Genomic DNA, 23,097 nt, shown 5'->3' with positions numbered 1-23,097 from the left:
CAGTATACAGAAATTCCGGCAAAAGAAAAAGGCGGAATCGACAATCAATTCCGCCCCTTTGCGTGATGAACTTAAAGTTCTTCGTTCTCTTCTTCTTCGTCAAGGAACGTGTTCAGCATTTCTTCGATCATGTCCCATTCTTCGTCGGTTTCAACCGGGCGCAATTCGCCGCCTGCGATTTTCCCGTCAACATCCGCGTTTTCCGTGAATGAAGAAGCCTGGATCTCGATTTCGCCTTCGTCATCTTCTTCCGCGCCTACCGGGTAGTACAAGACGTAAGACTTGCCGAATTCTTCGCTTTCGAATGTGAACAATACTTCAAATAATTGTTCGTTGCCGTTTTCATCAACGACTGTGATGTGTTCCTGTCCGTGTTCCATCTGCGTCACCTCATATTTTTTTAAAATCAAGATAGCCTTGCAAAATCATGACTGCGGCCATCTTGTCGATCACTTTCTTGCGGTTCTTGCGGCTGACATCCGCGGAAATCAACATCTTCTCCGCAGCCATTGTCGTCAGGCGCTCGTCCCAAAGTACCACCGGTATATCATACGCTTCTTCGAGCAAAGCTGCAAACTTCTGCGATGCTTCCGCTCTCGGGCCGATGGTGTTGTTCATGTTTTTCGGAAATCCCACGACCGCTTGGGTCACTTCATACTGCTTGATCAATTCACCGAGGCGCGCCAGGCCGAAATCGTCCTGCGCCTCGTTGATCTTGACCGTCTCGATGCCCTGCGCCGTCCAGCCCAGTGCATCGCTGATGGCGACCCCGATTGTCTTAGAACCGACGTCCAATCCCATAATTCTCATTATTTTTCCTCATTATTCTTTTTGATATAGAATTTCACAAGCTCTTCCAGGATTTCATCCCGCTCGAGTTTGCGGATCAAATTGCGTGCATCCTGATGGCGAGGAATATAAGCCGGATCACCTGATAATAAATATCCGACGATCTGATTAATCGGGTTGTATCCTTTTTCTTCAAGTGCAGTATGAACCTGAAGCATCACTTGCTTCACTTCCTGCTCCATCGATTCATCAGACGGATTGAATTTCATTGTTTGATCAAATGAACTCACGACAAGCACCTCGCTTTCGGATTTAGATAGGAGAATCTCGCTCTCGCTGCCTGATTTACATTATAAACGATATGGAGCATTTATTAAACTTATTTGAGCAAGTCGTAGACAGATTCGAGAGCTGCATCCAATTTGCCAGGTTCTTTTGCACCGGCCATCGCCATGTCCGGGCGCCCGCCGCCTTTGCCGCCGCACTGCTCTGCAACATGTTTGACGATTTGTCCGGCATGATAGTTCCCGCCGACCAAATCTTTTGTCACGCCGGCTACCAGCATGACTTTTTCGCCGTCAGCCGCACCGAGGACGATGACGGCTTTTTCGAACTTCTGTTTCAGCTCGTCCATCATCTGGCGCAGCTGGTTGTTGTCTTTCGCCTCTACGCGTGCCGACAGGACCGTGATGCCGCCGACTTCGCGGGCAGCGGACAGGATTTCAGAAGACTGCGCATTCGAGATTTTCGCCATCAGCGATTCGTTCTCGCGCTGCAGCCCTTTCATTTCCGCTTGGAACGCCTGGACTTTTTGGATCAGGTCTTTCGGGGAAGCTTTCATCAAGCCTGCTGCTTCCTCAAGCGTGCGTTCGCTCTCTTTCAAGCTGTCGTACGCACCTTTGCCGGTGACCGCTTCGATGCGGCGGATGCCGGCGCCGATGCCGCTTTCCGACACGATCTTGAAGACGCCGATCTCAGACGTGTTGACGACGTGGACGCCGCCGCACAATTCCAGCGAATAGCCGCCGATTTCCACTACGCGGACAACGTCCCCGTATTTCTCGCCGAACAGCGCCATTGCGCCCATCTTTTTCGCTTCCTGGAGGTTGTGGTAGCCGGTTTCAACGCCGATGCCGCTCCAGATCTTCTCATTGACGATTGTTTCGATGCGCTCCAGTTCCTCTTTCGTGACGCCGCCGAAATGCGAGAAGTCGAAACGCAGGCGGTCAGGGCCGACGTACGAGCCTGCCTGGTTGACATGCTCCCCGAGCACATCTTTCAGCGCCTGGTGAAGCAGGTGCGTAGCTGTATGGTTTTTCACCGTATGGCGGCGCAGCGAAGAATCGACTTCCGCGAGCACTTTCGCACATGTAAGTTCGCCTGAATCGACGCGGACCGAATGGAGGTTCTGGCCGTTCGGCGCTTTTTTCACATCAAGCACGGACGCTTGCACCAAATCGTTGCTGAGCGTGCCGCGGTCAGCGATCTGCCCGCCGCTTTCAGCGTAGAACGGCGTCTTGTCGAGGATCACCTGGACTTCGTCGCCTTCCTGTGCGCTGTCGACGATTTCGCCGTCTTTGACGATGACGAGGACATTTGCGTCCGATAGCGTCAGATTATAGCCGATAAATTCGCTTGGCTCTTTGATATTGCCGAGCACTTCGGATTGTGTCTGCATCGAGTTGACGTTTTGGCGCGCTTTCCGTGCACGGTCGCGCTGCGCTTGCATAGCCGCTTCAAAGCCTTCCTGGTCGATCGCCATGCCTTCTTCTTCCGCATACTCTTCCGTCAGTTCGACCGGGAAGCCGTATGTGTCATACAGGCGGAATGCATCTTCGCCCGGGATTTCATTGCTGCCAGCCGCTTTTTGCGCTTTTATCACTTCGGACAAAATCGTCAGTCCGTCGTGGAGCGTTTCATGGAAGCGCTCTTCTTCGAGCTTCATGACGCGGATGATGAAATCCTGCTTTTCGGTGACTTCCGGATAGAAGTCCTGCATGATGCTGCCGACAACCGGCACAAGCTCGTACATGAACGGCTTCTCGATGCCGAGTTTTTTCGCATAGCGGACAGCGCGGCGCAGCAAGCGTCTCAATACATAGCCGCGGCCTTCGTTCGACGGCAATGCGCCGTCGCCGATCGCAAACGCGACTGTGCGGACATGGTCAGCAATGACTTTGAACGCCATATCGGTTTCCTGGTTTTCGCCGTATTTCACGCCGGAGATCTCTTCGGTCTTCTGGATGATCGGCACGAACAGGTCCGTATCGTAGTTGGTCGGCACGTCCTGCACAACCGAAGCCATGCGCTCGAGGCCCATGCCTGTATCAATGTTCTGCTTCGGAAGCGGCGTGTACGTGTTGTCCGGATTGTGGTTGAACTGAGAGAACACCAGGTTCCAGATTTCAAGGTAGCGCTCGTTCTCGCCGCCCGGGTACATTTCCGGATCGCTTGGATCATTTCCGTAGGATTCACCGCGGTCGTAGAAAATCTCCGAGTTCGGTCCTGACGGGCCCTCGCCGATGTCCCAGAAGTTGCCTTCCAGTCGAATGATGCGTTCAGCCGGCACACCGACTTCGTTGAGCCAGATGCTGTAGGCTTCCTCGTCTTCCGGGTGGATCGTCACGGACAGCAGTTCCGGATCGAAGCCCATCCATTTCGGGTCGGTCAAAAATTCCCAAGCCCAGTGAATCGCTTCTTTTTTGAAGTACTCGCCGATCGAGAAGTTGCCGAGCATTTCAAAAAACGTATGGTGGCGGGCTGTTTTCCCGACGTTTTCGATGTCGTTTGTGCGGATCGACTTCTGCGCGTTGACGATGCGTGGGTTTTCCGGAATGACGCGCCCGTCGAAATATTTCTTGAGCGTTGCCACGCCGCTGTTGATCCACAATAGCGACGGATCCTCGAACGGCACAAGCGGTGCGCTCGGCTCCTGATCGTGGCCTTTTTCCTTAAAGAATTCAATGTACAGTCTTCTGATGTCTGCAGCTTTCATGTTTTTCATCTTTTTTCTCCTCCTCAGCATAATAAAAAGCCCTCATCTCTTGCGCGTGCGCAAGGGACGAAGGCTTTATTCGCGGTACCACCCTAATTACACGGACAAACTGCTCCGTGTCTCTCATTGCGCCTTAACGCGGCTAGAACGGCAGGGATTAGCTGCACTCCGGAGTAGCTTTCTAAAACAGCGGGGCGAAGGTCCTTTCAGCCGGGGAACCTCTTTCTGGACGCTTGCGGTCTTATACTTTCTCCATCTGGGTGTTGGTTTATTAAACTAACTTGAATTATATAGAAAAGGGTTCGGCTGTGTCAATAGTCAGGCGACTTGGGGTTTTCCATGACAAACGGCGAATACGCACAGCGAAGGTTAAAATATGCTCAGCAAAGGTTAAAATACGCACGACGACCGAAAAAATACGCTCAACGAATGTTAAAATACGATTCTGCCGGACCAGACGGCAATAAAACCTGATCCCCTCCCCATGCAAAAAAGGAGCACCCTTGGGCGCTCCTCAGCTTTCGATGAAATCTTTCGGTCTAATGCCTTCCATGCCGATGAGCGGATGGATGGCGTGGACGTTTTCTGCAGTCAGGCTGGCGGGACCGGATGGTTTCGCCGGCTGCTTTGCCGGCTCGCCGGACGCCGCAGCCTGCTGCGATGGCGCTGATGGACCGCTGCTCTCTTCTAGAACCTTTTCCACTGGTTCCGCTTCGGATTGCCTCAGCCGGCTTTTCAGCGTCGTCATGCGCTGCGTGTCGTCGGTGCGTTCAACGCCGTAGCGGAACACCTGCGGATCGCCGCAGAGGATCAGGAAGTCCTTGCTGCGGGTGATGCCGGTGTAGAGCAGGTTGCGCCGCAGCATCTTCATATAGCCGCGGACGACCGGCATGATGACCGTCGGGAATTCCGACCCCTGCGCCTTATGGATCGAGCAGCAATAGGCGAGCGTCAGCTGGTTCAAGTCGCTGCGCTCGTAGGTCACTTCGATGCCGTCGAACGACGCGACAAGCATGTCCTGCTTTTCGACCGTCTCTTTCGCTTTCATGATGGCAATGACTTCGCCCATATCGCCGTTGAAGACGTTGCTCTCGGGCTGATTGACGAGCTGCAGCACTTTGTCGCCGATGCGGTACGTGATGTCGCCGAATACCAATTCTTTGCGTTTGCCATCCGCATTCGGGTTGACCATCTCCTGGATCATGCGGTTCAGCGCATCGATCCCGGCCGGCCCTTTGTACATCGGGGCCAGCACTTGGATATCTTTGATCGAATGGCCTTTGGCCAGCGCGCTTTTCACGACTTTCTCGACGACCGATGCAATCTGGTCGGGACCGGCTTTGATGAACGACCGGTCCGCGGTTTTTGCGGTAATGTCCGCCGGCAGCTGCCCGTTCTTCATCTGGTGTGCGAGCTCGATGATCGACGAACCCGACGACTGGCGGTAAATGTCGGTCAGCTCGACCGTCGGAATGCGTTTTGATTCCAACAGGTCGCGGAGCACCTGCCCCGGCCCAACCGGCGGCAGCTGGTCCTGATCGCCGACGAAGATGATCTGGGCATCTTCCGGGACGGCTTTCAATAATTGATGCGCGAGCCACGTATCGACCATCGACATTTCATCGATGATGATCAGGCGGCCCTCGATGTCTTTTTCGGTTTCCTCTTCTTTTTCCTGGCCGTTAAAGCCGAGCAAGCGGTGGATCGTCATCGCCGGCAGCTCCGTCGATTCGCTCAGGCGCTTCGCCGCGCGTCCCGTCGGTGCAGCGAGAATGATCGGGAACGGCTCTTTTTTCTTGGCATAATCTTTCGGGTCGAGCGACAAGCCGTGGAGTTCGGCGTACACTTCGACGAGCCCGCGGACAACCGTCGTCTTGCCGGTTCCCGGGCCTCCAGTCAGGATCATGACCGAGGAATTGATGCTCTGCTCGATGGCGTCCACTTGCGTCTCCGCATAATTGACGCCGAGCCGCTCTTCCGCTTCGCCGAGCGCTTTGCGGACTTCGGACGCCGGGAAGCGGTCGCGGTTCGCCTGGGATTCGAGCATCGTCTCCAGCTTCGACGCGATGCCGACTTCGGAATAATACAGCGACGGCAAATAAAGCCGGGTTTCTTCCCCCGCCACTTTGCCTTCTTCATTCAGTTCGATCATCGCCTTCGAAATCGCTTCGACCGGGATGTCCTCGCGCTGGCTTGCTTCAAGCATTCCTTTGACCATCGGGATGAGCGTCTTCGCATCGACGTAGACATGCCCTTCGGACAAGGACGCCTGGTTCAATAAATGAAGAACCGACGCCTTGATGCGGTCGGGATGGCTGCCGGTGATGCCGAGCTTCGAGCCGAGTTCGTCCGCACGTTGAAACCCGATTCCTTCGATCTCCTCGATCAGGCGGAACGGATTTTTCGTGAGGATGTCGATTGTCTCTTCCCGGTATGCCTGGTAGATCCGCATGCCGATCTGCGGGCCGAAGCCCCAGTCATTGAGCTGGATCATGACGCGCTCTAGGCCAAGGTTCAGCTGCAGCGTCGAGCGGATGGTGTCTTTCTTGTCATCCGACAGCCGCGGAACGGCATCGAGCGCTTCCGGGTCTTCCAGGATCTTTTTGATGGCATCCTTCCCGAGCTTTTTGACGATGTTCTCGGCCGTCTTCCTGCCGATGCCGTCGAACATATCGCTCGACAAATAATGGACGATCCCCTGCTCCGTCTCCGGCACTTCCTTCGTGAACGTCTCCACCTGGAACTGGACGCCGTAGCGCGGGTGGTTCTTCACCGCGCCCGTGAAGCGGTATTGCTCCTCGAGCGACAGTTTCGGAAAATAGCCCGAGACGATGATTTCTTTTTCGGTGTACGAGGTATTCGTTTCTTGGATCTTCACTTTCGCAATGGAGAAAAGGTTTTGGGGATTGTGAAAAATCGAGACGACCGGCCGGCCCAGCACGAATTGCACTTCTTCTTGGAATAAATCGATTTGTCCGGTCACACGAGCCGCCTCCTTTCACAATGTTTAATGGGTTCTTATTTTTCTAAAGTTGATACTTCGCAAAACTGCTGCGCTTGCCGCGGGCGAGCGCCGAGCCTCCTCAGTCGCTTCGCTCCTTGTGGGGTCTCGGCTTTCTCGCTTTCCCGCAGGCGTCTCCGCAGGTTTGCTTCGTATCAAAATATAGGTTGTAACTATTCCGCTCTTACTTTTAAAGAGCTTATCCAGCGCTGGCGCGCCTACGGGCTAGGCGGAATAATGAGACGGGTGTTCTTCCCGGCTCATTATGAGAGCCATGCCCAAAGCGCCGAAGCGGTGTTCAACAAAACACTTTTTTATATTACTTCACTACATATTCGTTTTATTGCGTCCTTCAACAATCATATCATACGCATAGCGCGCCATTTCGTTCGTTTCGTCGAGCGTGTACGCCTGCTTCAGGTGGAACATGGCGTCTTCGACGCGGTTCGTTGACACGGCATACAGGACGCCGAGGTTGTAATGCGCATCCGCATGGTCCGGCTGCTGCATCAGCACTTCAACAAACTGCGGCTCTGCAAGCTCGAAAAGCTCGAGCGAAGCGAGCGCAATGCCGAAGCTGAGGCGCGCCTGTACGTCTTCCCCGTCGAGTTCAACTGCACGCTGAAGATAAGGCAGCGCCAGTTTCGGCTGGTCCATCTTCTCGAGGCATTTGCCGATCATGAAATGCGCGTCCGCGCCTTCCAATCCGTATTGGACGGCTTTTTCGTACAGCTTCAATGCTTCCGCATAGCGCTCGGCATTGAAATAAAGGTTGGCAAGGCCGTAATAGGCAGTTGCCGATGTTTCATCCAGCGTGATCGCTTTTTGGAAAAAGCGCTCGGCGCGCTCCGCATCGTCCATCGACATCAGGACGTGGCCGAAATTGATATAGCCCAGCGGATTGTCCGGCTCTTCCTCGATCGCTTTCGTGAAGGCCTCGACTGCCGCTTCCGTATCGCCTTCCTGCAGTGCCTGGATGCCGGTTTCATTGAAATTCATCGCATTCTCCCCCATCAGCCGACATACTCCAATCGTGCGCCGTTCTTGAAGACCCGGTCGATCGTCCCGCCGCCGAGGCATTCTTCGCCGTCGTAGAAGACGACAGCCTGGCCTGGCGTGATTGCACGTACCGGCTCATCGAATGTCACGAGCGCTTCGCCGTCTTTCATTTCCACGGTGACGCCGACGTCAGCTTGGCGGTAGCGGAATTTAGCCGTGCACGTGAATGTGCCGGCCGGCGGCGTGTCAGACGTAAAGCTCAAGTTCACCGCAGACAAGCTGTCAGAGAACAACGCTTCGTGCTGGATGTTCTGGCCGACGAATAAAACATTCTTTTGGAGGTCCTTGCCGATGACGAACCATGGGTCGCCTGCGCCGCCGATGCCAAGCCCTTGGCGCTGGCCGATCGTGTAGTACATCAAGCCGTCGTGCGTGCCCATTTTCTTGCCGTCCATCGTTACCATATCACCGGGCTGTGCCGGCAGGTATTGGCCGAGGAATTCCTTGAAATTGCGTTCGCCGATAAAGCAGATGCCGGTCGAATCTTTTTTCGTCGCTGTGGCAAGGCCTGCTTCAAGTGCGATTTCGCGCACTTTCTTCTTTTCCATATGGCCGATCGGGAACATGACTTTCGACAATTGCTCCTGGTTCAGCTGGTTCAGGAAATAGGTCTGGTCTTTATTATTGTCTTTGCCGCGCAGCATTTTCGTTTCGCCGTTTTCAGCATGTTCAACTTGCGCATAATGGCCGGTCGCGAGGTAATCCGCGCCAAGGCTCAATGCGTGCTCAAGAAATGCCTTGAACTTGATTTCTTTATTGCACATAACATCCGGGTTCGGCGTGCGGCCTGCTTTGTATTCTTCGAGGAAGTACGTGAACACTTTGTCCCAATACTGCTTTTCGAAATTGACGGCGTAATACGGGATGCCGATCTGGTTGCAGACGCGGATAACATCTTCGTAATCTTCCGTTGCGGTGCATACGCCGTTTTCGTCGGTATCATCCCAGTTTTTCATGAAGATGCCGATAACGTCATAGCCCTGTTCTTTCAATAAATACGCGGCCACCGAAGAGTCGACCCCTCCGGACATGCCGACGACAACGCGTGTATCTTGTGGTGCTTTTACGGTCATTTTTTCTCACCTTTTCATTTTTACGCCAGTCGTTTATAGATCTGCGCTGTTTTTTGGGAGGCTTCTGCCACTGCTTCTTCCGTCAAGCCGAGGCCGAAACTGAAGCGGATTGAATTCCGCAGCTCTTCGGCATCGGCTCCGTACATGGCGACGAGGACGTGCGACGGATCGATCGACCCTGCCGTACACGCCGAGCCGCTTGAAGCCGAGATGCCGGCCAAGTCGAGGTTCACAAGGAATGATTCGATCTCGATGCCGGGCAGGCTGATATTCAAGACATGCGGCAGCGGGTTCGTGCCGTTTTCTTTGAATGGTACACCTTCTTTTTCAAGGATGTCCCGGAAAATCCGCTTGTAGCTTTCGTAAGCTTCCGCTTTTTCTTCGCGTTCGTTTGCGGAGATTTCCACCGCTTTGGCGAATGCCGTGATCGCCGGCACGTTTTCCGTCCCTGCGCGGCGCTTGCGTTCCTGCTCGCCGCCGTATAGGAGCGGCGCGAGCGCGGTGCCTTTTTTCTGGTACAGGAAGCCGATGCCTTTCGGTCCGTTCAGCTTGTGCGCAGAAACAGACAAAAGATCCACGCCCAGGCTTTCCACGTCGATCGGCAGGATGCCGTATGCCTGGACAGCGTCAGTATGGAACGTCACATCGGTCCCTTTTAGGAGCTCCCCGATTTCTGCGACCGGCTGGACCGTCCCGACTTCATTATTGCCAAGCATGATGGTCACTAGAATTGTATCGTCCCGCAGCGCATTTTTCACGTCTTCTGCTCGCACGAGCCCGTTTTCGTCAACCGGCAGGTACGTCACGTCATAGCCTTCGTGCTCCAGCTTTTCGCACGCATGCAAAACCGCGTGGTGCTCGATGGCCGATGTGATGATGTGCTTGCCGTCCTTTTTCGCCGCTATGCCGAAGATCGCGAAATTGTCCGCTTCGGTCCCGCCGCTGGTGAAAATGATTTCCGGGTCGTTCGCTCCGATGCTTTTCGCAAAAACGCGTCGCGCATCATCGAGCGCCTTGCGCGCTTCGCGGCCGGTGCCGTGGATGCTCGACGGGTTGCCGTACAGCGTGCCGAGCGCCTCTGTAAATACATCAGCCACTTCCGGATGCATCGGAGAAGTGGCTGCATGGTCCAAATAAATTCGTTTCATTGTGATTAACTCCTTATATATAGAACATATAATTATCGTTTTCCGTTTCGTTCTGGTTCGCCAGATCGTCGATCGTCGTTGTATCAAGCACGTTTTTGACCGCGTCGCGGATGCGCACCCACAACTCGCGCTGCGGCTGGGCTTCGTCTTCGATGCCTTCGACCGGCTGGATCGGCCCTTCCAAGACGCGGATCACATCGCCCGCGGATATTTCTTTCGGGCTGCGCGTCAGCATATAGCCGCCGTATGCGCCCCGGACGCTCTTGACGAGCCCCGAGTTGCGCAGCGGGCCCACCAATTGCTCCAGGTAGGCTTCCGACAGCTCGTAATCCTCTGCAATCTTACGCAGCGGCATCGGCCCTTCGCCGTAATGTTTCCCTAATGCGATCATGATTGTCAGGCCGTAGCGGCCCTTGGTTGAAATTCTCATCGTTACACCTCTAAGTCAGTTTCCGGATATTCTCCCTAAAAGTATAGCATATCAAAGCGGAATGGACTTGCAATGACTTTTATTTACCGAAACGATATACTAAAGAATAGAACGAATGTACGGAAGGGGTTTTTTGTTTGCAGAACGAACCATTGGCGTTCCGCATGCGTCCGCGGACCATCGACGAAGTCATTGGCCAAAAAGACGTCATCGGCCCGCATACGGCTTTATATAAAATGATCCACAACGGCCACGTGCCGTCCATGCTCCTCTACGGCGAACCGGGAATCGGCAAGACGTCGATCGCCCATGCCATCGCCGGCACTTCGAAGCTGCCGTTCATCGCATTGAACGCGACGACGTCCGGCAAAAAAGACGTTGAAACGGTCGTCGCCGAAGCGCGGCTGACCGGCAAAGTGCTGCTGTTCCTCGACGAGATCCACCGGTTCAATAAACTCCAGCAGGATGCGCTCCTGCCGCATGTCGAAAGCGGCGCCATCGTCCTGATCGGCGCGACGACGGAGAATCCGTTCCACGACGTCAATCCCGCGATCCGTTCCCGCTGCGGCGAGATCAAACAGCTGAAGCGCCTGACGCATGACGATATCGTCCAGCTTCTGAATTCCGCGCTGACGGATCCGAAGCGCGGACTCGGCAATTACCAGATCGAAATTTCCGAAGCGCAGGTCAACCGCATCGCAGACGGCACGAACGGCGATGCCCGAAAAGCTTTGACGATGCTCGAATCGATCATCGTAGCGTCGGATGAACGCGACGGCAAATACATTGTGGAAGACCAGATGGTCGAACAGATGATCAAGCGCGTCGGCGTCTTCGGCGATAAGAAAGGCTCACATTATTTCAATCTCCTGAGCGCGCTGCAGAAATCCGTGCGCGGCAGCGACGTAAATGCCGCCATGTATTACTTGGCGCACCTGCTTGAAAACGGCGACTTGACGGCCGTGACGCGCCGTTTGCTCGTCATGGCTTACGAAGACATTGGCCTCGCAAGCCCCGAAGTCGGCCCGCACGTCCTTGCCGCGTGCCAGGCAGCGGACCGCCTCGGCTTGCCGGAAGCGCGCATCCCGCTCGCACAGGCCGTCGCCGAAATGTGCTTGTCGGAGAAATCGAATTCCGCCTACAAAGCGATCGACGCCGCCATCGCCTCGATCAACAAAGGCGAAGTCGGAGACATCCCGATGCACCTCCGCGATACGCATTACGCCGGCAGCGCTGAACTCGGCCACGGCGGCTATAAATATCCGCATGACACGCCGCTTGGCTCGTTCGGCGGCTGGGTCGACCAGGACTACCTGCCGAAAGAAGTGAAAAAAGCGGAATTCTACAAGCCCGTCGTCGCCGGCGCCGAAAAGAAATTTGCCGGCATCTACGAAAAACTCAAATCGTTCCGAAAAAAATGAAGAGTCTCCGGCCATTTCCTTTTTGGGAAATGGCTTTTTTTGTTTTATTTGCGTTCGTGGCGATTTATTTGCGTTTAAAAAGTTTTATTTGCGTTCAGCAGACTTTATTTGCGTTCAGAACGTTTTATTTGCGTTCGCGCCCCGGTTATTTGCGTTCAACAAATTTGGACAAATAAAACCGACTCCATCTCCAAGGTTTATGGCTTTTCGCAACGCGAAAAGCGCCCTTTCCCTTGGCATCCATCTTTCATGCCTTTCTACTGGAACTTATCCCGTTTAGAAAATTTTATGATCGTTCAGCGGCCTGTTATGATCGCTCAGCGGCCCGTTATGATCGTTCAAAAAGTTTTATGATCGTTCAGCACTCTACCACCAATAAAACCCAACGCAAAAGCCGGCCCAAAAACCGGGCCGGCTCGGAATCAATTATTGCGCACGCGATTCAAGGGAATCGAACGGGTGATGTCGTTGATGACCCAGCTCGCACAGATCAAGCCGACCGCAGACGGCGTGAAAGCGTTCGAGCTCGGCGGCATCTGGGCTTTGCGGATCTCCGCATCTGGCTTGCCGACGGTGCCGACGACGTCTTCGCGGACGATGATCGGGCTTTCGTCCGAGAACACGACCGGAATCCCTTTATAGATGCCTGCTGCCCGCAGCTTTTTGCGTATCACTTTCGCGAGCGGATCGGTATGCGTCTTCGAGATGTCGACGATGCGGAAGCGCGTCGGGTCCGTCTTGTTCGCGGCGCCCATGCTCGAGATGATCTTGATGCCGCGTTTGTAGCATTCCTGCATCAAGTGGACCTTGTAGATCATCGTGTCAGATGCATCGATGACGTAATCCGGTTTGTAGCTGAAAAATTCCTCATAAGTTTCTTCTGTATAGAACATGTGCAGGGAAATGACTTCGCATTCCGTGTTGATGTCGGCGATGCGCTCCTTCATCACTTCCGCTTTGGACCGCCCGACGGTCGACAAGTTCGCGACCAGCTGGCGGTTGATGTTCGTGATGTCGACAATGTCCTTGTCGACGAGGATGATGCGGCCGACGCCGCTCCGTGCACACGCCTCAGCGGCGAATGAACCGACGCCTCCGACGCCCAGGATGGCGACGGTCGTGCCTTTGACCATATCGAGGCCTTCTTTGCCTATTGCAAGTTCGTTCCGGGAAAATTGATGTAACATAATCTGCCTGCCCTTCAAAGTTGATTGTTCTACTAGGGATTATACACAAATAAAAACCCCCCGACAAATTGCCGGGAGGCGAAAAGTTGAAATAACGGAGAATCCCAATCGTGCCGTCCGTTTTGGTGCGCATCGTTTTTGAACCCGCTTCTAGCAGGTGGGTGACCTCGTCATCACTTATAACTTCCGGTTAGGGCATGTTAGCCATGATGAAATCTGGTCTCCCGACGACAAAATGTTGGGTCAAAACTGAATAGCTCGTAACGAACACATCAGGATTCTCTACTACTTGTATGTTAGCACACCTTTTTTGCTGTGACAACTCTTTTACTCTGGTTCTTTCTCAGTATTCTGAACATTCAGAGATAGGCTTAATTCTTCAAGCTGTGCTCCGGAAACTGGACTTGGTGCGTCCATCAGCAAATCGCTGGCGCTCGCCGTTTTCGGGAAGGCGATGGTGTCGCGCAGGTTCGTGCGCCCTGCAAGCAGCATCACCAGGCGGTCCAAGCCGAATGCAATCCCGCCGTGCGGAGGCGTGCCGTATTCGAACGCGTCCATCAAAAAGCCGAACTGCGCGCGCGCTTCCTCGTCCGAGAAGCCGAGCGTCTTGAACATTTTTTCCTGGATATCGCGGCGATAGATGCGGAGCGATCCTCCGCCAAGCTCGTAGCCGTTCAATACCAAGTCATAAGCCTGGGCACGCACGTTTTGCGGCTCCGAGTCCAATTTCTCAATATCTTCTTCGAACGGCATCGTGAACGGATGGTGGGCGGCGTAGTAGCGGCCGTCCTTCTCATCGTATTCAAACAAAGGCCAGTCCGTGATCCACAGGAATTTATAGACCGAGTTGTCGATCAAGCCGAGCTCCTTGCCGAATTTCAAGCGCAAAGCACCGAGTGCATCTGCCACGACCGAAGCGGAATCCGCTACGAATAAAAGAAGGTCCCCCGCTTCGGCTTCAGCGCGCTCTGTGAGAGCAGAGGCCGCTTCGCCTTCGAAGAATTTCGCAATCGGGCCTTTGACGCCATCCGCTTCCACTTTCAGCCAAGCCAGCCCTTTCGCGCCGTACACCGCGGCAAACTCGCCGAGCGCGTCGATGTCTTTGCGCGAATAGTTGGCGGCTACGCCTTTGACATTGATCAATTTCACCTGGCCGCCGTTTGCGACAGCGCCGGAGAAGACTTTAAAGGAACTGTCCTTCACCAAATCGGAGACGTTCACAAGCTCAAGCCCGAAACGCACATCCGGCTTGTCCGAACCGAAACGGTCCATCGCTTCCGTGTATTTCATGCGCTGGAATTTCGCCTCGATGTCGACGCCCTTGACATCTTTCATCATCTGCACCATCAAGCGCTCGTTCATCTCGATGATTTCTTCCATCGTTTTGAAGCTCATTTCCATATCGACTTGCGTGAATTCCGGCTGGCGGTCTGCACGCAGATCCTCATCTCGGAAACAGCGGGCGATCTGGTAGTATTTATCGAATCCGGATACCATCAGCATCTGCTTGAACAATTGAGGCGACTGCGGAAGCGCATAGAATTCGCCGTCGTGCACGCGGCTTGGCACAAGATAGTCGCGCGCGCCTTCCGGTGTCGATTTGGTCAAAATCGGCGTTTCCACTTCAAGGAAGCCTTCTTCGTCCAGGAAACGGCGGATCGATTTCGTCACGTCTGAACGCATCTTGAATGTCTCGTACATCGCCGGACGGCGGAGATCCAAGTAGCGGTATTTCAAGCGGAGGTCTTCATTGACATCGGTATTGTCCTCGATCGCAAACGGCGGGTTTTTCGCTGCGTTGATGATCGACGCATGGTCAACCTGCACTTCGATTTTCCCGGTCTTCATCGCGGCATTGATCTGGCCTTCCGCACGTGCAACGACGAGCCCGTCGATGTGCACGACAAACTCGTTGCGCAATTTCTCGCCGATTTGGGCCGCCGGTTCCGAAATTTCCGGATTGAAGACGACTTGGACGATGCCGCTGCGGTCGCGGACATCGACAAAGATCAATCCGCCCAGGTCGCGGCGCTTCTGCACCCACCCTTTTAATGACACGCGCTGCCCAATGGCTGCTTCACTGACTTCCCCACAATAATGCGTTCTCGACATATTTATTCCTCCAATGATTTCTTATTCTTGATCTCAGCGGCGATATCAGCGAATAAAACCTCTTGCTGTCCGCCGGTTGCCATTTCTTTCAATGCTGCTTTGCCGTTCGCGAGTTCCGTCTCGCCGATGACGATGACGTATTCGGCGCCTTTGCGGTCGGCCGATTTCATCTGCGCTTTCAGCTTGCGTCCCGTGTAGTCCATGTCCGCGGAGATTCCGTTGGCACGGAGGTCCTTGACGATGCGGAACGCCTGTTTTTTCGCCGACTCGTCCATTGCGATGACGTAGACGCCGAGGGCATCCGAACTGCCGATCTCAACTTCTTCCATCTGCAAGGCAAGCAGCAGGCGCTCAATGCTCATCGCGAATCCGATGCCCGGTGCTTCCGGTCCGCCGAGATCCTCGACAAGGCCGTTATAGCGTCCGCCGCCGCACAGCGTCGTGATGGCGCCGAAGCCTTCCGCGTCGCTCATGATTTCAAAAGCGGTGTGGTTGTAGTAATCCAATCCCCGCACCAAGTTCGGGTCGACGACGTAGTCGATGCCCAGCTCTTCAATGTAGCCTTTCACTTCGGTGAAGTAAGCTTGTGATTCTTCGTTCAGGTAATCCGCAAGCGACGGCGCAGTCGCCATCAACGGGTGGTCGCGGTCGACCTTGCAATCGAGTATGCGCAATGGATTTTTCTCAAGGCGCGTCTGGCAGTCGTTGCAGAACTCGTTGATGCGCGGCGCGAAATGCGCAACGAGCGCTTCTTTGTGCGCGATGCGGCTTTCCGTGTCGCCGAGCGAATTGATGACCAGGCGCAGTCGCTTGAGCCCGAGTGATGCGTACAATTCCATCGCGAGCGAAATGACTTCCGCATCGATTGCCGGATCTTTCGAGCCGATCGCTTCAACGCCGAACTGCACAAACTGGCGCATGCGGCCGGCCTGCGGGCGTTCGTAGCGGAACATCGGACCTGTGTAGAACAATTTCACCGGCTGGTCCGGAAGGCCGAATAATTTATTTTCCACAAATGACCGGACGACCGAAGCCGTTCCTTCCGGGCGCAGCGTCAAGCTGCGGTCCCCGCGGTCCTTGAATGTGTACATCTCTTTTGTGACGATGTCGGTCGTGTCGCCGACGCCGCGCTGGAACAATTCCGTGTGCTCGAAGATCGGCGTGCGGATTTCCTTGTATTGGTAAAGGCGGCACAGCTCAATGATCTTCGCTTCGATTTCCTGCCATTTGGCGGACTGGTCGGGCAGCACATCGTATGTGCCGCGCGGCGCTTGAATATTATTGCCCATTTTCTTCACTCCTTCATTTTTCCATACAAAAAAGCCCCCGCCCCTTGCTTGCGCAAGGGACGAGAGCTCTGTATTAGCTTCCGCGGTTCCACCCTAGTTGATGCCAAAATAAGTTGACGGCATCCTCTCATTCCGGATAACGGCCGGTTCCGTCCCGTCCTAATAAGCGGACTTGCCGCCTTTCAGAAAGGAGCCTCGTAAGTGTTTTTCATCGCAGATCCCTGTAAGGAAGTTTTCAGCCCAGGACTTCCCCTCTCTTGTCAGCCAATCTTGCAATTACTTTCTTCGTCATCAGCAAATATATAAGGATAATAAATTTAATCTTAAGGACTCCCCTATTCGTTGTCAACCTTTTTTGACAAACGGCCGTTTTTTTTTCATAATACAAGTAGATGGAATCTATAGGAGGTGCTAAATGTTCCGCAAGTGGTCTATTGGTCTTATTTTATTTATTTTACTGATTGCCGGCAATGTCCCGCTCCTTGAAGCGGAGCCAACACTGGCAAGGGCTGGCGATGCCCTCATCACCGGTTCGACGGTCAATGTCCGTTCCGGCCCCGGCCTTTCTTACAGCGTTCTAGATGCGTTGAAAAAAGGGGATAAAGTCACAATCGTTTCCCAAAGCGGCGACTGGTTCGAAATCGAGTCAGGCGGCGGCACGGGCTGGATCGCTTCCTGGCTGACTGCCAAAGCTTCCGGCGGCGAGCAGAAAAGCGCCAACGGCAAAAACGCCGTCTCTACCGTCGACCGGTTGAACGTCCGCAGCGAACCGGACCTTTCCGCATCGGTGCTTGCACAGATGAATGCCGGCGATGGCGCCAACGTCATCGGGGAATCCAACGGCTGGCTCGAAGTGGAATTCCGGAACACTCGGGGGTTTGTGTCTAAACAATACATAAGCACGTCCGAACCGACAAAAGCGGACCCTGCCCCTGCCAAAGGCGACGTCTCTTCGTTCCAGATTGCGGTGGACGCCCTGAATGTCCGCAGCAAGCCCGACCTCAGCTCATCCATTGAAACGACTGTGAAAAACGGCGAAGTGTTCCCGGTCGAATCGATGGAAGGCAATTGGGTGGAGATCCGGCTTTCTGAAGAGACCACAGGCTGGGTCTATGCCTTCCACGGCCACCTGTCCAACCAGACCGTGAAAAAGGCAGCGAGCCCGAAAGAAGATACGGTCACCGTATTGACCGACGGCACGAACCTCCGGGCCGAAGCCTCCACGTCTTCCGGCGTGGTTGCCCGGGCGAATGCAGGCGACCAATTGGGAGTCGTCACTAAAAGCGGCGACTGGTATCAAGTTGCCCTACCGGACGGCCAACAGGCGTTCATTGCTGAATGGGTTGTGACCAGCGATGAAACGAAAACAGCTTCAAGCAATGCCGAGAAAAAAGAACTACGCAAAGAAGGCACGCTGAACGGGTTGACGATCGTACTCGACCCTGGCCATGGCGGCAATGACGGCGGCACGGTCGGCGCCCGCGACACGAAGGAAAAAGACCTGACGCTCGAAACCGCCGAAACGCTGTCGCATCACCTGCGCTCGGCCGGCGCCGAAGTCATCCTGACGCGCCAGTCCGATACGTACGTCGACCTCCGGAAGCGGGTGTCTGCCGGCCATCAAGTAGCTGCCGATGCGTTTCTCAGCCTCCATTACGATGCGGCGGAAAACAGCAGCGTCTCCGGCTTCACGACGTATTACCAGCTCGATTACCAGCAGGCGCTAGCTGAATCGGTGAACGAAGCGCTCGGCCGCAAAGTCGACCTTCGCAACCGCGGCGTGCGTGCCGGCAACTACCTGGTATTGCGCGAAAACCGGCAAGCGGCCATCCTCGTCGAACTTGGCTACCTGAGCAATTTCAACGACGAACGCATTGTCACTTCCGGCCAGTTCCAGGAACAGGCTGCACTCGGCCTGTATAACGGAATCGTCAATTATTTCGATGCAAAATTGGACTGACCATATTGAATGCAGTACAGGAAATTTTCCTGCGCTGCTTTTTTTATTGCCGCAATTTAACGCGTACTGCCGATTCCGCAAACGACCTGTTTGAAATAGATCCCCTCCCCCTGTTCAAAACTAAAATTGGAGTACTGCCCATTCTCTTAACAAGAAGCGGATTTACGATTAGATAAAATTGGTTAAGGGTAGTTTTTAAAATAAAGACCGCTGCTAAAGGAGGAATTGTTGATGATCATGGAAGAGTTCCATCTGAAGACAATTGACCTCGGGGATGTGAAAATTCGCCTGCGCCACGGCGGCGATGGCCCTCCGCTCTTGCTCCTCCACGGCCACCCGCAGACGCACATGATGTGGCACCGCATTGCGCCGCTTCTGGCAAAAGATTTCACCGTCATCATGCCGGACCTCCGGGGATACGGCGACAGTTCGAAGCCGAAGACAACGGACGACCATTTTCCCTACTCCAAACGGGCGATGGCCGGCGACCAGGTCGCTTTGATGAAAGAATTCGGGTTCGACAAGTTCTCGGTCGTCGGCCATGACCGCGGCGGACGAGTCGCTTACCGCCTCGCACTCGATTTCCCGGAAGCCGTCACCAAACTGGCCGTGCTCGACATCATCCCGACCGGTGAAACATTCCGGCGGGCGAACCGCGACTTCGGCCTTGGCTATTGGCACTGGTTTTTCCTCGCCCAGCCGTATGACTTGCCGGAGAAAATGATCGGTGAAAACCCCGACAATTATTATTTCCGGGACAACCGCGACCTATTCCATCCGGAAGCGCTGGCCGATTACCTGCGCTGCATCCGCCAGCCGGGCACGATCCATGCCATGTGCGAAGATTACCGGGCCGGCGCTACGATCGATTACGAACTGGACGAAGCGGACCGGCGCCGTAAGAAAATCGGCTGCCCGGTGCTCGCGCTTTGGGGCATGAAGAACTTCCTCCCCGAATGGTACGATGTCTTGGCTGTATGGCGGGACTGGGCCGACGACGTGGACGGCCGCGGCATCGACTGCGGCCATTACCTGCCGGAAGAAGCGCCGGACGAAACTTACGAAGCGCTGCACCGGTTTTTAACGAAATAAGGCTGGAATACAAGTGAAAACAAGCTGAAGACTTCTCTCCAGCTTGTTACAGTTTTTTGAGGAATAATTAATTTATATTCTCTTATAGAGAGCCTATCCAGCGCCGGCGCGTCCACGGGCTGGGCGAAGCCAGGAGATGGGTGTTCTTCCCAGCTCATGGCGGGAGCCTTGCCCAAAGCGTCCGGCGCGGTGTAATTAGATTATTCCTTTTTTCCACTTATCCCTAGGAACTTTTCAACAAACAAAAAAAGAGTCGGAGAACAATCTCCAGCTCTTTTTTCGTTTATTTCGATTCGACGATCATCGTCACCGGGCCGTCGTTGATGAGCTCGACGTCCATCATGGCGCCGAACACGCCGGTCTCGACTTTCAGCCCGTGGCCGCGGAGCGCGTCGTTGAACGCCTGCCAAAGCGGCTCGGCGGTTTCCGGGCGCGCCGCTGCGATAAAGCTCGGCCGGCGCCCTTTTTTAACATCGCCGTAAAGCGTGAACTGCGAGATCGACAGGATGTCGCCGCCCGCTTCAGAGATTGAACGGTTCATCTTGCCTTCTTCGTCTTCGAAAAGCCGCATTTCGGCGACTTTCTTCGCGACGTATTTTGCATCTTCTACTGTATCTTCATGCGTGATGCCGACAAGCAGGACATAGCCGGAAGCGATCGCTCCGGTCACTTTCCCCGCTACCGTCACCGACGCTCTTTTGGAACGCTGTAAAATGACCCGCATAATGCCTCCTTAATTTGTCACGCGCACGACCGAATAGACATCCGGGATCTGCTTGATCTTTTCCACGACGCGATTCAATTGCGAGATATGCGGAATCATGATGGTCATATTGATCGTCGCGATTTTATTGGAATCGGCTTTGCCGCTGACCGCCGTGATGGTCGTCTTCGCTTCGCTGACCATGTGCATGACTTCGTTGATTAAACCGGTGCGGTCGTAGGCCTGCACTTCGATATCGATCTGGTAGTCTTTCTTGTCCGGCGAACCGGCGTTCTCCCACTCGACCGGGATGAGCCGGTCGGTTTCGTCCGCCTGGACGTTCGGACAATCGGCGCGGTGCACGGAAACGCCGCGGCCTTTCGTAATAAACCCGATGATGCTGTCGCCCGGAACCGGGTTGCAGCAACGAGACAGCCGGATCATCATATTGTCGATGCCCCGGACGATTACGCCAGATTCGGTTTGTTTGCGCGGTGTGTTCGATTTCATTTCCACCGTAATTTTTTCGATGGCTTCTTCCTGTTCGCGCTTTTTGCGCTGTTTTTCCGCCAGGCGGTTCACCACTTGCTGGGCGGTGATGCCCTGGAATCCGACAGCTGCATACATATCGTCTTCGCCGGCGAAATTGAATTTCTCGCAGACGCGTTTGATGTTTTCGTTCGTCAGCACTTCCTTGACCGGGAATTCCTGGGCACGGATTTCCTTCTCGATCAATTCCTTGCCTTTGAGGACATTGTCCGCGCGCAATTGCTTTTTGAAGAATTGCTTGATCTTGTTTTTCGTCTGCGTGGACTTGGCGATCTTCAGCCAGTCGCGGCTCGGGCCGAACGACTGTTTCGACGTCAGGATCTCGACGATGTCGCCGGTCTTCAGTTCGGTATCAAGCGGGACCATCTTGCCGTTCACTTTGGCGCCGATGGTCTTGTTGCCGATTTCCGAGTGGACGCGATATGCGAAATCGATCGGCACGGACCCGGCCGGCATCTCGATGACGTCGCCTTTTGGCGAGAACACATAAACCATATCCGAGAACAAATCGTATTTAAGCGATTCCATGAATTCCTCGGCGTTGTCCGATTCGTTCTGGAAATCAAGGATTTCCCGGAACCACGTCAGGCGAGAATCGACGGTGTTTTTCGGCATGTCGACTTTCCGGCCTTCTTTATAGGCCCAGTGCGCCGCCACCCCGTATTCGGCGATGCGGTGCATTTCCTCAGTGCGGATCTGCACTTCCAAGGGATCGCCTTGCGGGCCGATGACGGTCGTATGGAGCGACTGGTACAGGTTCTGTTTCGGCATCGCAATATAATCCTTGAAGCGGCCGGGCATCGGTTTCCAGGTGGAATGGATAATGCCGAGCACCGCGTAGCAATCCTTGATGCTTTCGACCGTGATGCGCACGGCCAGCAGATCGTAGATTTCATTGAACTGCTTGTTCTGCAGCGCCATCTTGCGGTAGATGCTGTAAATATGTTTTGGACGGCCAAAAAGATCCGCCTTGATGTCGACTTCGTCGAGCTGCGTGCGAATTTCATTCATGACATTATTCAAGTATTCTTCCCGCTCGGTGCGCTTCTTTTTCATGAGATTGACGATGCGGTAGTATTGTTGCGGGTTCAAATAACGGAGGGCGGTGTCTTCGAGCTCCCATTTGATTGTATTGATCCCGAGGCGGTGTGCAATCGGCGCGAAAATCTCGAGCGTCTCGTTCGCTTTCATGCGCTGCTTTTCGACCGACTGGTATTTCAGCGTCCGGAGGTTGTGCAGCCGGTCCGCCAGCTTGATCAGGATGACGCGGATGTCCTGCGCCATCGCGACGAACATCTTGCGGTGGTTCTCCGCCTGCTGCTCCTCTTTCGACATGTATTTGATCTTGCTGAGTTTGGTCACGCCATCTACGAGCATCGCGACTTCTTCGTCAAAGTCCCGTACGATGTCTTCCCGCGTCACTTCGGTGTCTTCAACGACATCGTGAAGAAACCCTGCAGCGACCGTTGCCGGGTCCATCTGCAGCTCTGCCAGAATTCCGGCGACCTGCACCGGATGGACAATATAAGGCTCCCCGGATTTCCGGAATTGTCCCTCGTGGGCATGCAGCGCTACTTCGTAGGCATGTTTTATTTTTTCCACATGATCGGCATTCATATAAGACGCTACCATTTCGAAAACGTCTTCTGGTGTCCTAACTTGATCCTTCGCCATAATTGCCCACCTTGCTTTTAATATTTCCCCAGAGTATATCTTACTATTATAAAAAACAAATGGGCTAAAAGTAAAGCTTTGTCACTGCTGCTCGATGACTTTAATAAATTCCCGGAGATAATCCGGCAGATCCGGCGGACGGCGGCTCGATACAAGATGGCCGTCGACCACCACCGCTTCGTCGAACCATTCGGCGCCGGCATTCACCATATCGTCCTTGATGCCGGGCGTGCTGGTCACTTTGCGCCCCTTCAAGACGTCCGCCGAAATGAGCACCCAGCCGGCATGGCAGATCTGGCCGATCGGCTTTTCGTTCTTGTCCATATATTGGACAATATTCAGCACTTCCGGGAACCGGCGAATCTTATCCGGCGCCCAGCCGCCCGGAACGAGGATCCCATCGTAATCGCTCGGTGTGATGTCGCCATAGGCAAAATCGGATTCCGCCGGCACGCCGTACTTGCCGATGTATTTCTTGCCTGCTTCTTCCCCGGCGAGGTGGACTTCCGCCCCTTCTTCCCGGAGCCGCAGGATCGGGTACCATAATTCCAGGTCCTCGAATTCGTGGTGGACAAAACTGAGTATTTTCTTATCTTTCAAACGCATATGGACTCC

18 protein-coding genes, 1 other RNA gene and 1 other annotated feature are annotated in these 23,097 nt (G+C 54.3%); of the genes, 3 read left to right on the top strand and 16 right to left on the bottom strand.

Going from position 1 to position 23,097, the window contains the following annotated elements; genetic code table 11:
- Positions 1-71: 71 nt before the first annotated feature.
- The 9 genes from ACFSDB_RS13935 to cymR form a co-directional block, all read right to left on the bottom strand.
- Positions 72-380: a DUF1292 domain-containing protein gene (locus ACFSDB_RS13935; protein ID WP_204890404.1), complete on the bottom strand. Its 309-nt coding sequence runs from the start codon at positions 378-380 to the stop codon at positions 72-74.
- A 10-nt stretch (positions 381-390) separates the two neighbouring features.
- On the bottom strand, positions 391-810 hold the full coding sequence (gene ruvX / locus ACFSDB_RS13930; protein ID WP_204890403.1) for a Holliday junction resolvase RuvX: 420 nt from the start codon (positions 808-810) through the stop codon (positions 391-393).
- On the bottom strand, positions 810-1,079 hold the full coding sequence (locus ACFSDB_RS13925; protein ID WP_204890402.1) for an IreB family regulatory phosphoprotein: 270 nt from the start codon (positions 1,077-1,079) through the stop codon (positions 810-812). Before ACFSDB_RS13925 ends, ruvX begins: the two co-directional genes overlap by 1 nt.
- Before the next feature lie 89 nt (positions 1,080-1,168).
- Positions 1,169-3,793 (bottom strand): alanine--tRNA ligase, encoded by a 2,625-nt coding sequence (gene alaS / locus ACFSDB_RS13920; RefSeq protein WP_204890401.1) that lies wholly within the window; start codon positions 3,791-3,793, stop codon positions 1,169-1,171.
- Between the two features lie 505 nt (positions 3,794-4,298).
- The gene (gene recD2 / locus ACFSDB_RS13915) at positions 4,299-6,767 is read right to left on the bottom strand and encodes an SF1B family DNA helicase RecD2 (protein ID WP_204890400.1); all 2,469 of its coding nucleotides are present in this window, start codon (positions 6,765-6,767) and stop codon (positions 4,299-4,301) included.
- A 345-nt stretch (positions 6,768-7,112) separates the two neighbouring features.
- Positions 7,113-7,784 carry a tetratricopeptide repeat protein gene (locus ACFSDB_RS13910; protein ID WP_204890399.1) on the bottom strand — a complete coding sequence of 224 codons (672 nt, stop codon included), beginning with the start codon at positions 7,782-7,784 and terminating at the stop codon, positions 7,113-7,115.
- A 14-nt stretch (positions 7,785-7,798) separates the two neighbouring features.
- Positions 7,799-8,917, bottom strand: coding sequence for a tRNA 2-thiouridine(34) synthase MnmA (gene mnmA, locus ACFSDB_RS13905; protein ID WP_204890398.1), 1,119 nt, complete (start codon positions 8,915-8,917; stop codon positions 7,799-7,801).
- A 20-nt stretch (positions 8,918-8,937) separates the two neighbouring features.
- Positions 8,938-10,065 (bottom strand): cysteine desulfurase family protein, encoded by a 1,128-nt coding sequence (locus tag ACFSDB_RS13900; protein ID WP_204890397.1) that lies wholly within the window; start codon positions 10,063-10,065, stop codon positions 8,938-8,940.
- 13 nt (positions 10,066-10,078) lie between these two features.
- Positions 10,079-10,495 (bottom strand): cysteine metabolism transcriptional regulator CymR, encoded by a 417-nt coding sequence (gene cymR, locus ACFSDB_RS13895; protein WP_204890396.1) that lies wholly within the window; start codon positions 10,493-10,495, stop codon positions 10,079-10,081.
- A gap of 137 nt (positions 10,496-10,632) precedes the next feature.
- On the opposite strand from cymR, the gene ACFSDB_RS13890 reads away from it, so the two are divergent.
- Entirely contained in the window at positions 10,633-11,916 is a 1,284-nt protein-coding gene (locus ACFSDB_RS13890; RefSeq protein WP_204890395.1) for a replication-associated recombination protein A, read from the top strand.
- A 422-nt stretch (positions 11,917-12,338) separates the two neighbouring features.
- On the opposite strand, the gene ACFSDB_RS13885 is transcribed toward ACFSDB_RS13890, so the two are convergent.
- The 4 genes from ACFSDB_RS13885 to hisS all read right to left on the bottom strand — a co-directional run bounded on the left by ACFSDB_RS13885 (position 12,339) and on the right by hisS (position 16,504).
- A complete protein-coding gene (locus tag ACFSDB_RS13885) occupies positions 12,339-13,103 on the bottom strand; it encodes a tRNA threonylcarbamoyladenosine dehydratase (RefSeq protein WP_204890394.1) in 765 nt (254 codons plus the stop codon).
- Between the two features lie 97 nt (positions 13,104-13,200).
- Positions 13,201-13,385, bottom strand: a non-coding RNA gene (gene ssrS / locus ACFSDB_RS13880) — 6S RNA.
- 45 nt (positions 13,386-13,430) lie between these two features.
- Positions 13,431-15,215, bottom strand: a complete 1,785-nt coding sequence (aspS, locus tag ACFSDB_RS13875) for an aspartate--tRNA ligase (RefSeq protein ID WP_204890393.1) — start codon at positions 15,213-15,215, stop codon at positions 13,431-13,433.
- Between the two features lie 2 nt (positions 15,216-15,217).
- Entirely contained in the window at positions 15,218-16,504 is a 1,287-nt protein-coding gene (gene hisS / locus ACFSDB_RS13870; RefSeq protein WP_204890392.1) for a histidine--tRNA ligase, read from the bottom strand.
- Positions 16,505-16,556: 52 nt separating this feature from the next.
- Positions 16,557-16,805, bottom strand: a binding site (T-box leader).
- A 114-nt stretch (positions 16,806-16,919) separates the two neighbouring features.
- Between hisS and ACFSDB_RS13865 the strand changes: the two genes are divergently transcribed.
- Positions 16,920-18,464, top strand: a complete 1,545-nt coding sequence (locus ACFSDB_RS13865; RefSeq protein WP_204890391.1) for an SH3 domain-containing protein — start codon at positions 16,920-16,922, stop codon at positions 18,462-18,464.
- Between the two features lie 231 nt (positions 18,465-18,695).
- Positions 18,696-19,556, top strand: a complete 861-nt coding sequence (locus ACFSDB_RS13860; RefSeq protein WP_204890390.1) for an alpha/beta fold hydrolase — start codon at positions 18,696-18,698, stop codon at positions 19,554-19,556.
- Between the two features lie 283 nt (positions 19,557-19,839).
- On the opposite strand, the gene dtd is transcribed toward ACFSDB_RS13860, so the two are convergent.
- The 3 genes from dtd to ACFSDB_RS13845 form a co-directional block, all read right to left on the bottom strand.
- Positions 19,840-20,280, bottom strand: coding sequence for a D-aminoacyl-tRNA deacylase (dtd, locus tag ACFSDB_RS13855; protein ID WP_204890389.1), 441 nt, complete (start codon positions 20,278-20,280; stop codon positions 19,840-19,842).
- 9 nt (positions 20,281-20,289) lie between these two features.
- Complete coding sequence (locus ACFSDB_RS13850) at positions 20,290-22,482, bottom strand: RelA/SpoT family protein (RefSeq protein WP_204890388.1); 2,193 nt, start codon at positions 22,480-22,482, stop codon at positions 20,290-20,292.
- 81 nt (positions 22,483-22,563) lie between these two features.
- Positions 22,564-23,088 carry a type 1 glutamine amidotransferase domain-containing protein gene (locus tag ACFSDB_RS13845; RefSeq protein ID WP_204890387.1) on the bottom strand — a complete coding sequence of 175 codons (525 nt, stop codon included), beginning with the start codon at positions 23,086-23,088 and terminating at the stop codon, positions 22,564-22,566.
- Positions 23,089-23,097 lie beyond the last annotated feature (9 nt).

Source organism: Planococcus chinensis, assembly GCF_042681545.1.
Taxonomy (GTDB): domain Bacteria; phylum Bacillota; class Bacilli; order Bacillales_A; family Planococcaceae; genus Planococcus; species Planococcus chinensis.
Note: the sequence above shows the minus strand (reverse complement) of the source record. Positions and strands in the feature narration are given on the sequence as shown.

Coding starts and splice junctions, on each gene's coding strand:
- ACFSDB_RS13935 (WP_204890404.1), bottom strand. CDS start 380: ATGGAACACGGACAGGAACACATCACAGTCGTTGATGAAAACGGCAAC.
- ruvX (WP_204890403.1), bottom strand. CDS start 810: ATGAGAATTATGGGATTGGACGTCGGTTCTAAGACAATCGGGGTCGCC.
- alaS (WP_204890401.1), bottom strand. CDS start 3,793: ATGAAAAACATGAAAGCTGCAGACATCAGAAGACTGTACATTGAATTC.
- ACFSDB_RS13910 (WP_204890399.1), bottom strand. CDS start 7,784: ATGAATTTCAATGAAACCGGCATCCAGGCACTGCAGGAAGGCGATACG.
- mnmA (WP_204890398.1), bottom strand. CDS start 8,917: ATGACCGTAAAAGCACCACAAGATACACGCGTTGTCGTCGGCATGTCC.
- ACFSDB_RS13900 (WP_204890397.1), bottom strand. CDS start 10,065: ATGAAACGAATTTATTTGGACCATGCAGCCACTTCTCCGATGCATCCG.
- cymR (WP_204890396.1), bottom strand. CDS start 10,495: ATGAGAATTTCAACCAAGGGCCGCTACGGCCTGACAATCATGATCGCA.
- ACFSDB_RS13885 (WP_204890394.1), bottom strand. CDS start 13,103: ATGTTACATCAATTTTCCCGGAACGAACTTGCAATAGGCAAAGAAGGC.
- aspS (WP_204890393.1), bottom strand. CDS start 15,215: ATGTCGAGAACGCATTATTGTGGGGAAGTCAGTGAAGCAGCCATTGGG.
- hisS (WP_204890392.1), bottom strand. CDS start 16,504: ATGGGCAATAATATTCAAGCGCCGCGCGGCACATACGATGTGCTGCCC.
- ACFSDB_RS13865 (WP_204890391.1), top strand. CDS start 16,920: ATGTTCCGCAAGTGGTCTATTGGTCTTATTTTATTTATTTTACTGATT.
- ACFSDB_RS13860 (WP_204890390.1), top strand. CDS start 18,696: ATGATCATGGAAGAGTTCCATCTGAAGACAATTGACCTCGGGGATGTG.
- dtd (WP_204890389.1), bottom strand. CDS start 20,280: ATGCGGGTCATTTTACAGCGTTCCAAAAGAGCGTCGGTGACGGTAGCG.
- ACFSDB_RS13850 (WP_204890388.1), bottom strand. CDS start 22,482: ATGGCGAAGGATCAAGTTAGGACACCAGAAGACGTTTTCGAAATGGTA.
- ACFSDB_RS13845 (WP_204890387.1), bottom strand. CDS start 23,088: ATGCGTTTGAAAGATAAGAAAATACTCAGTTTTGTCCACCACGAATTC.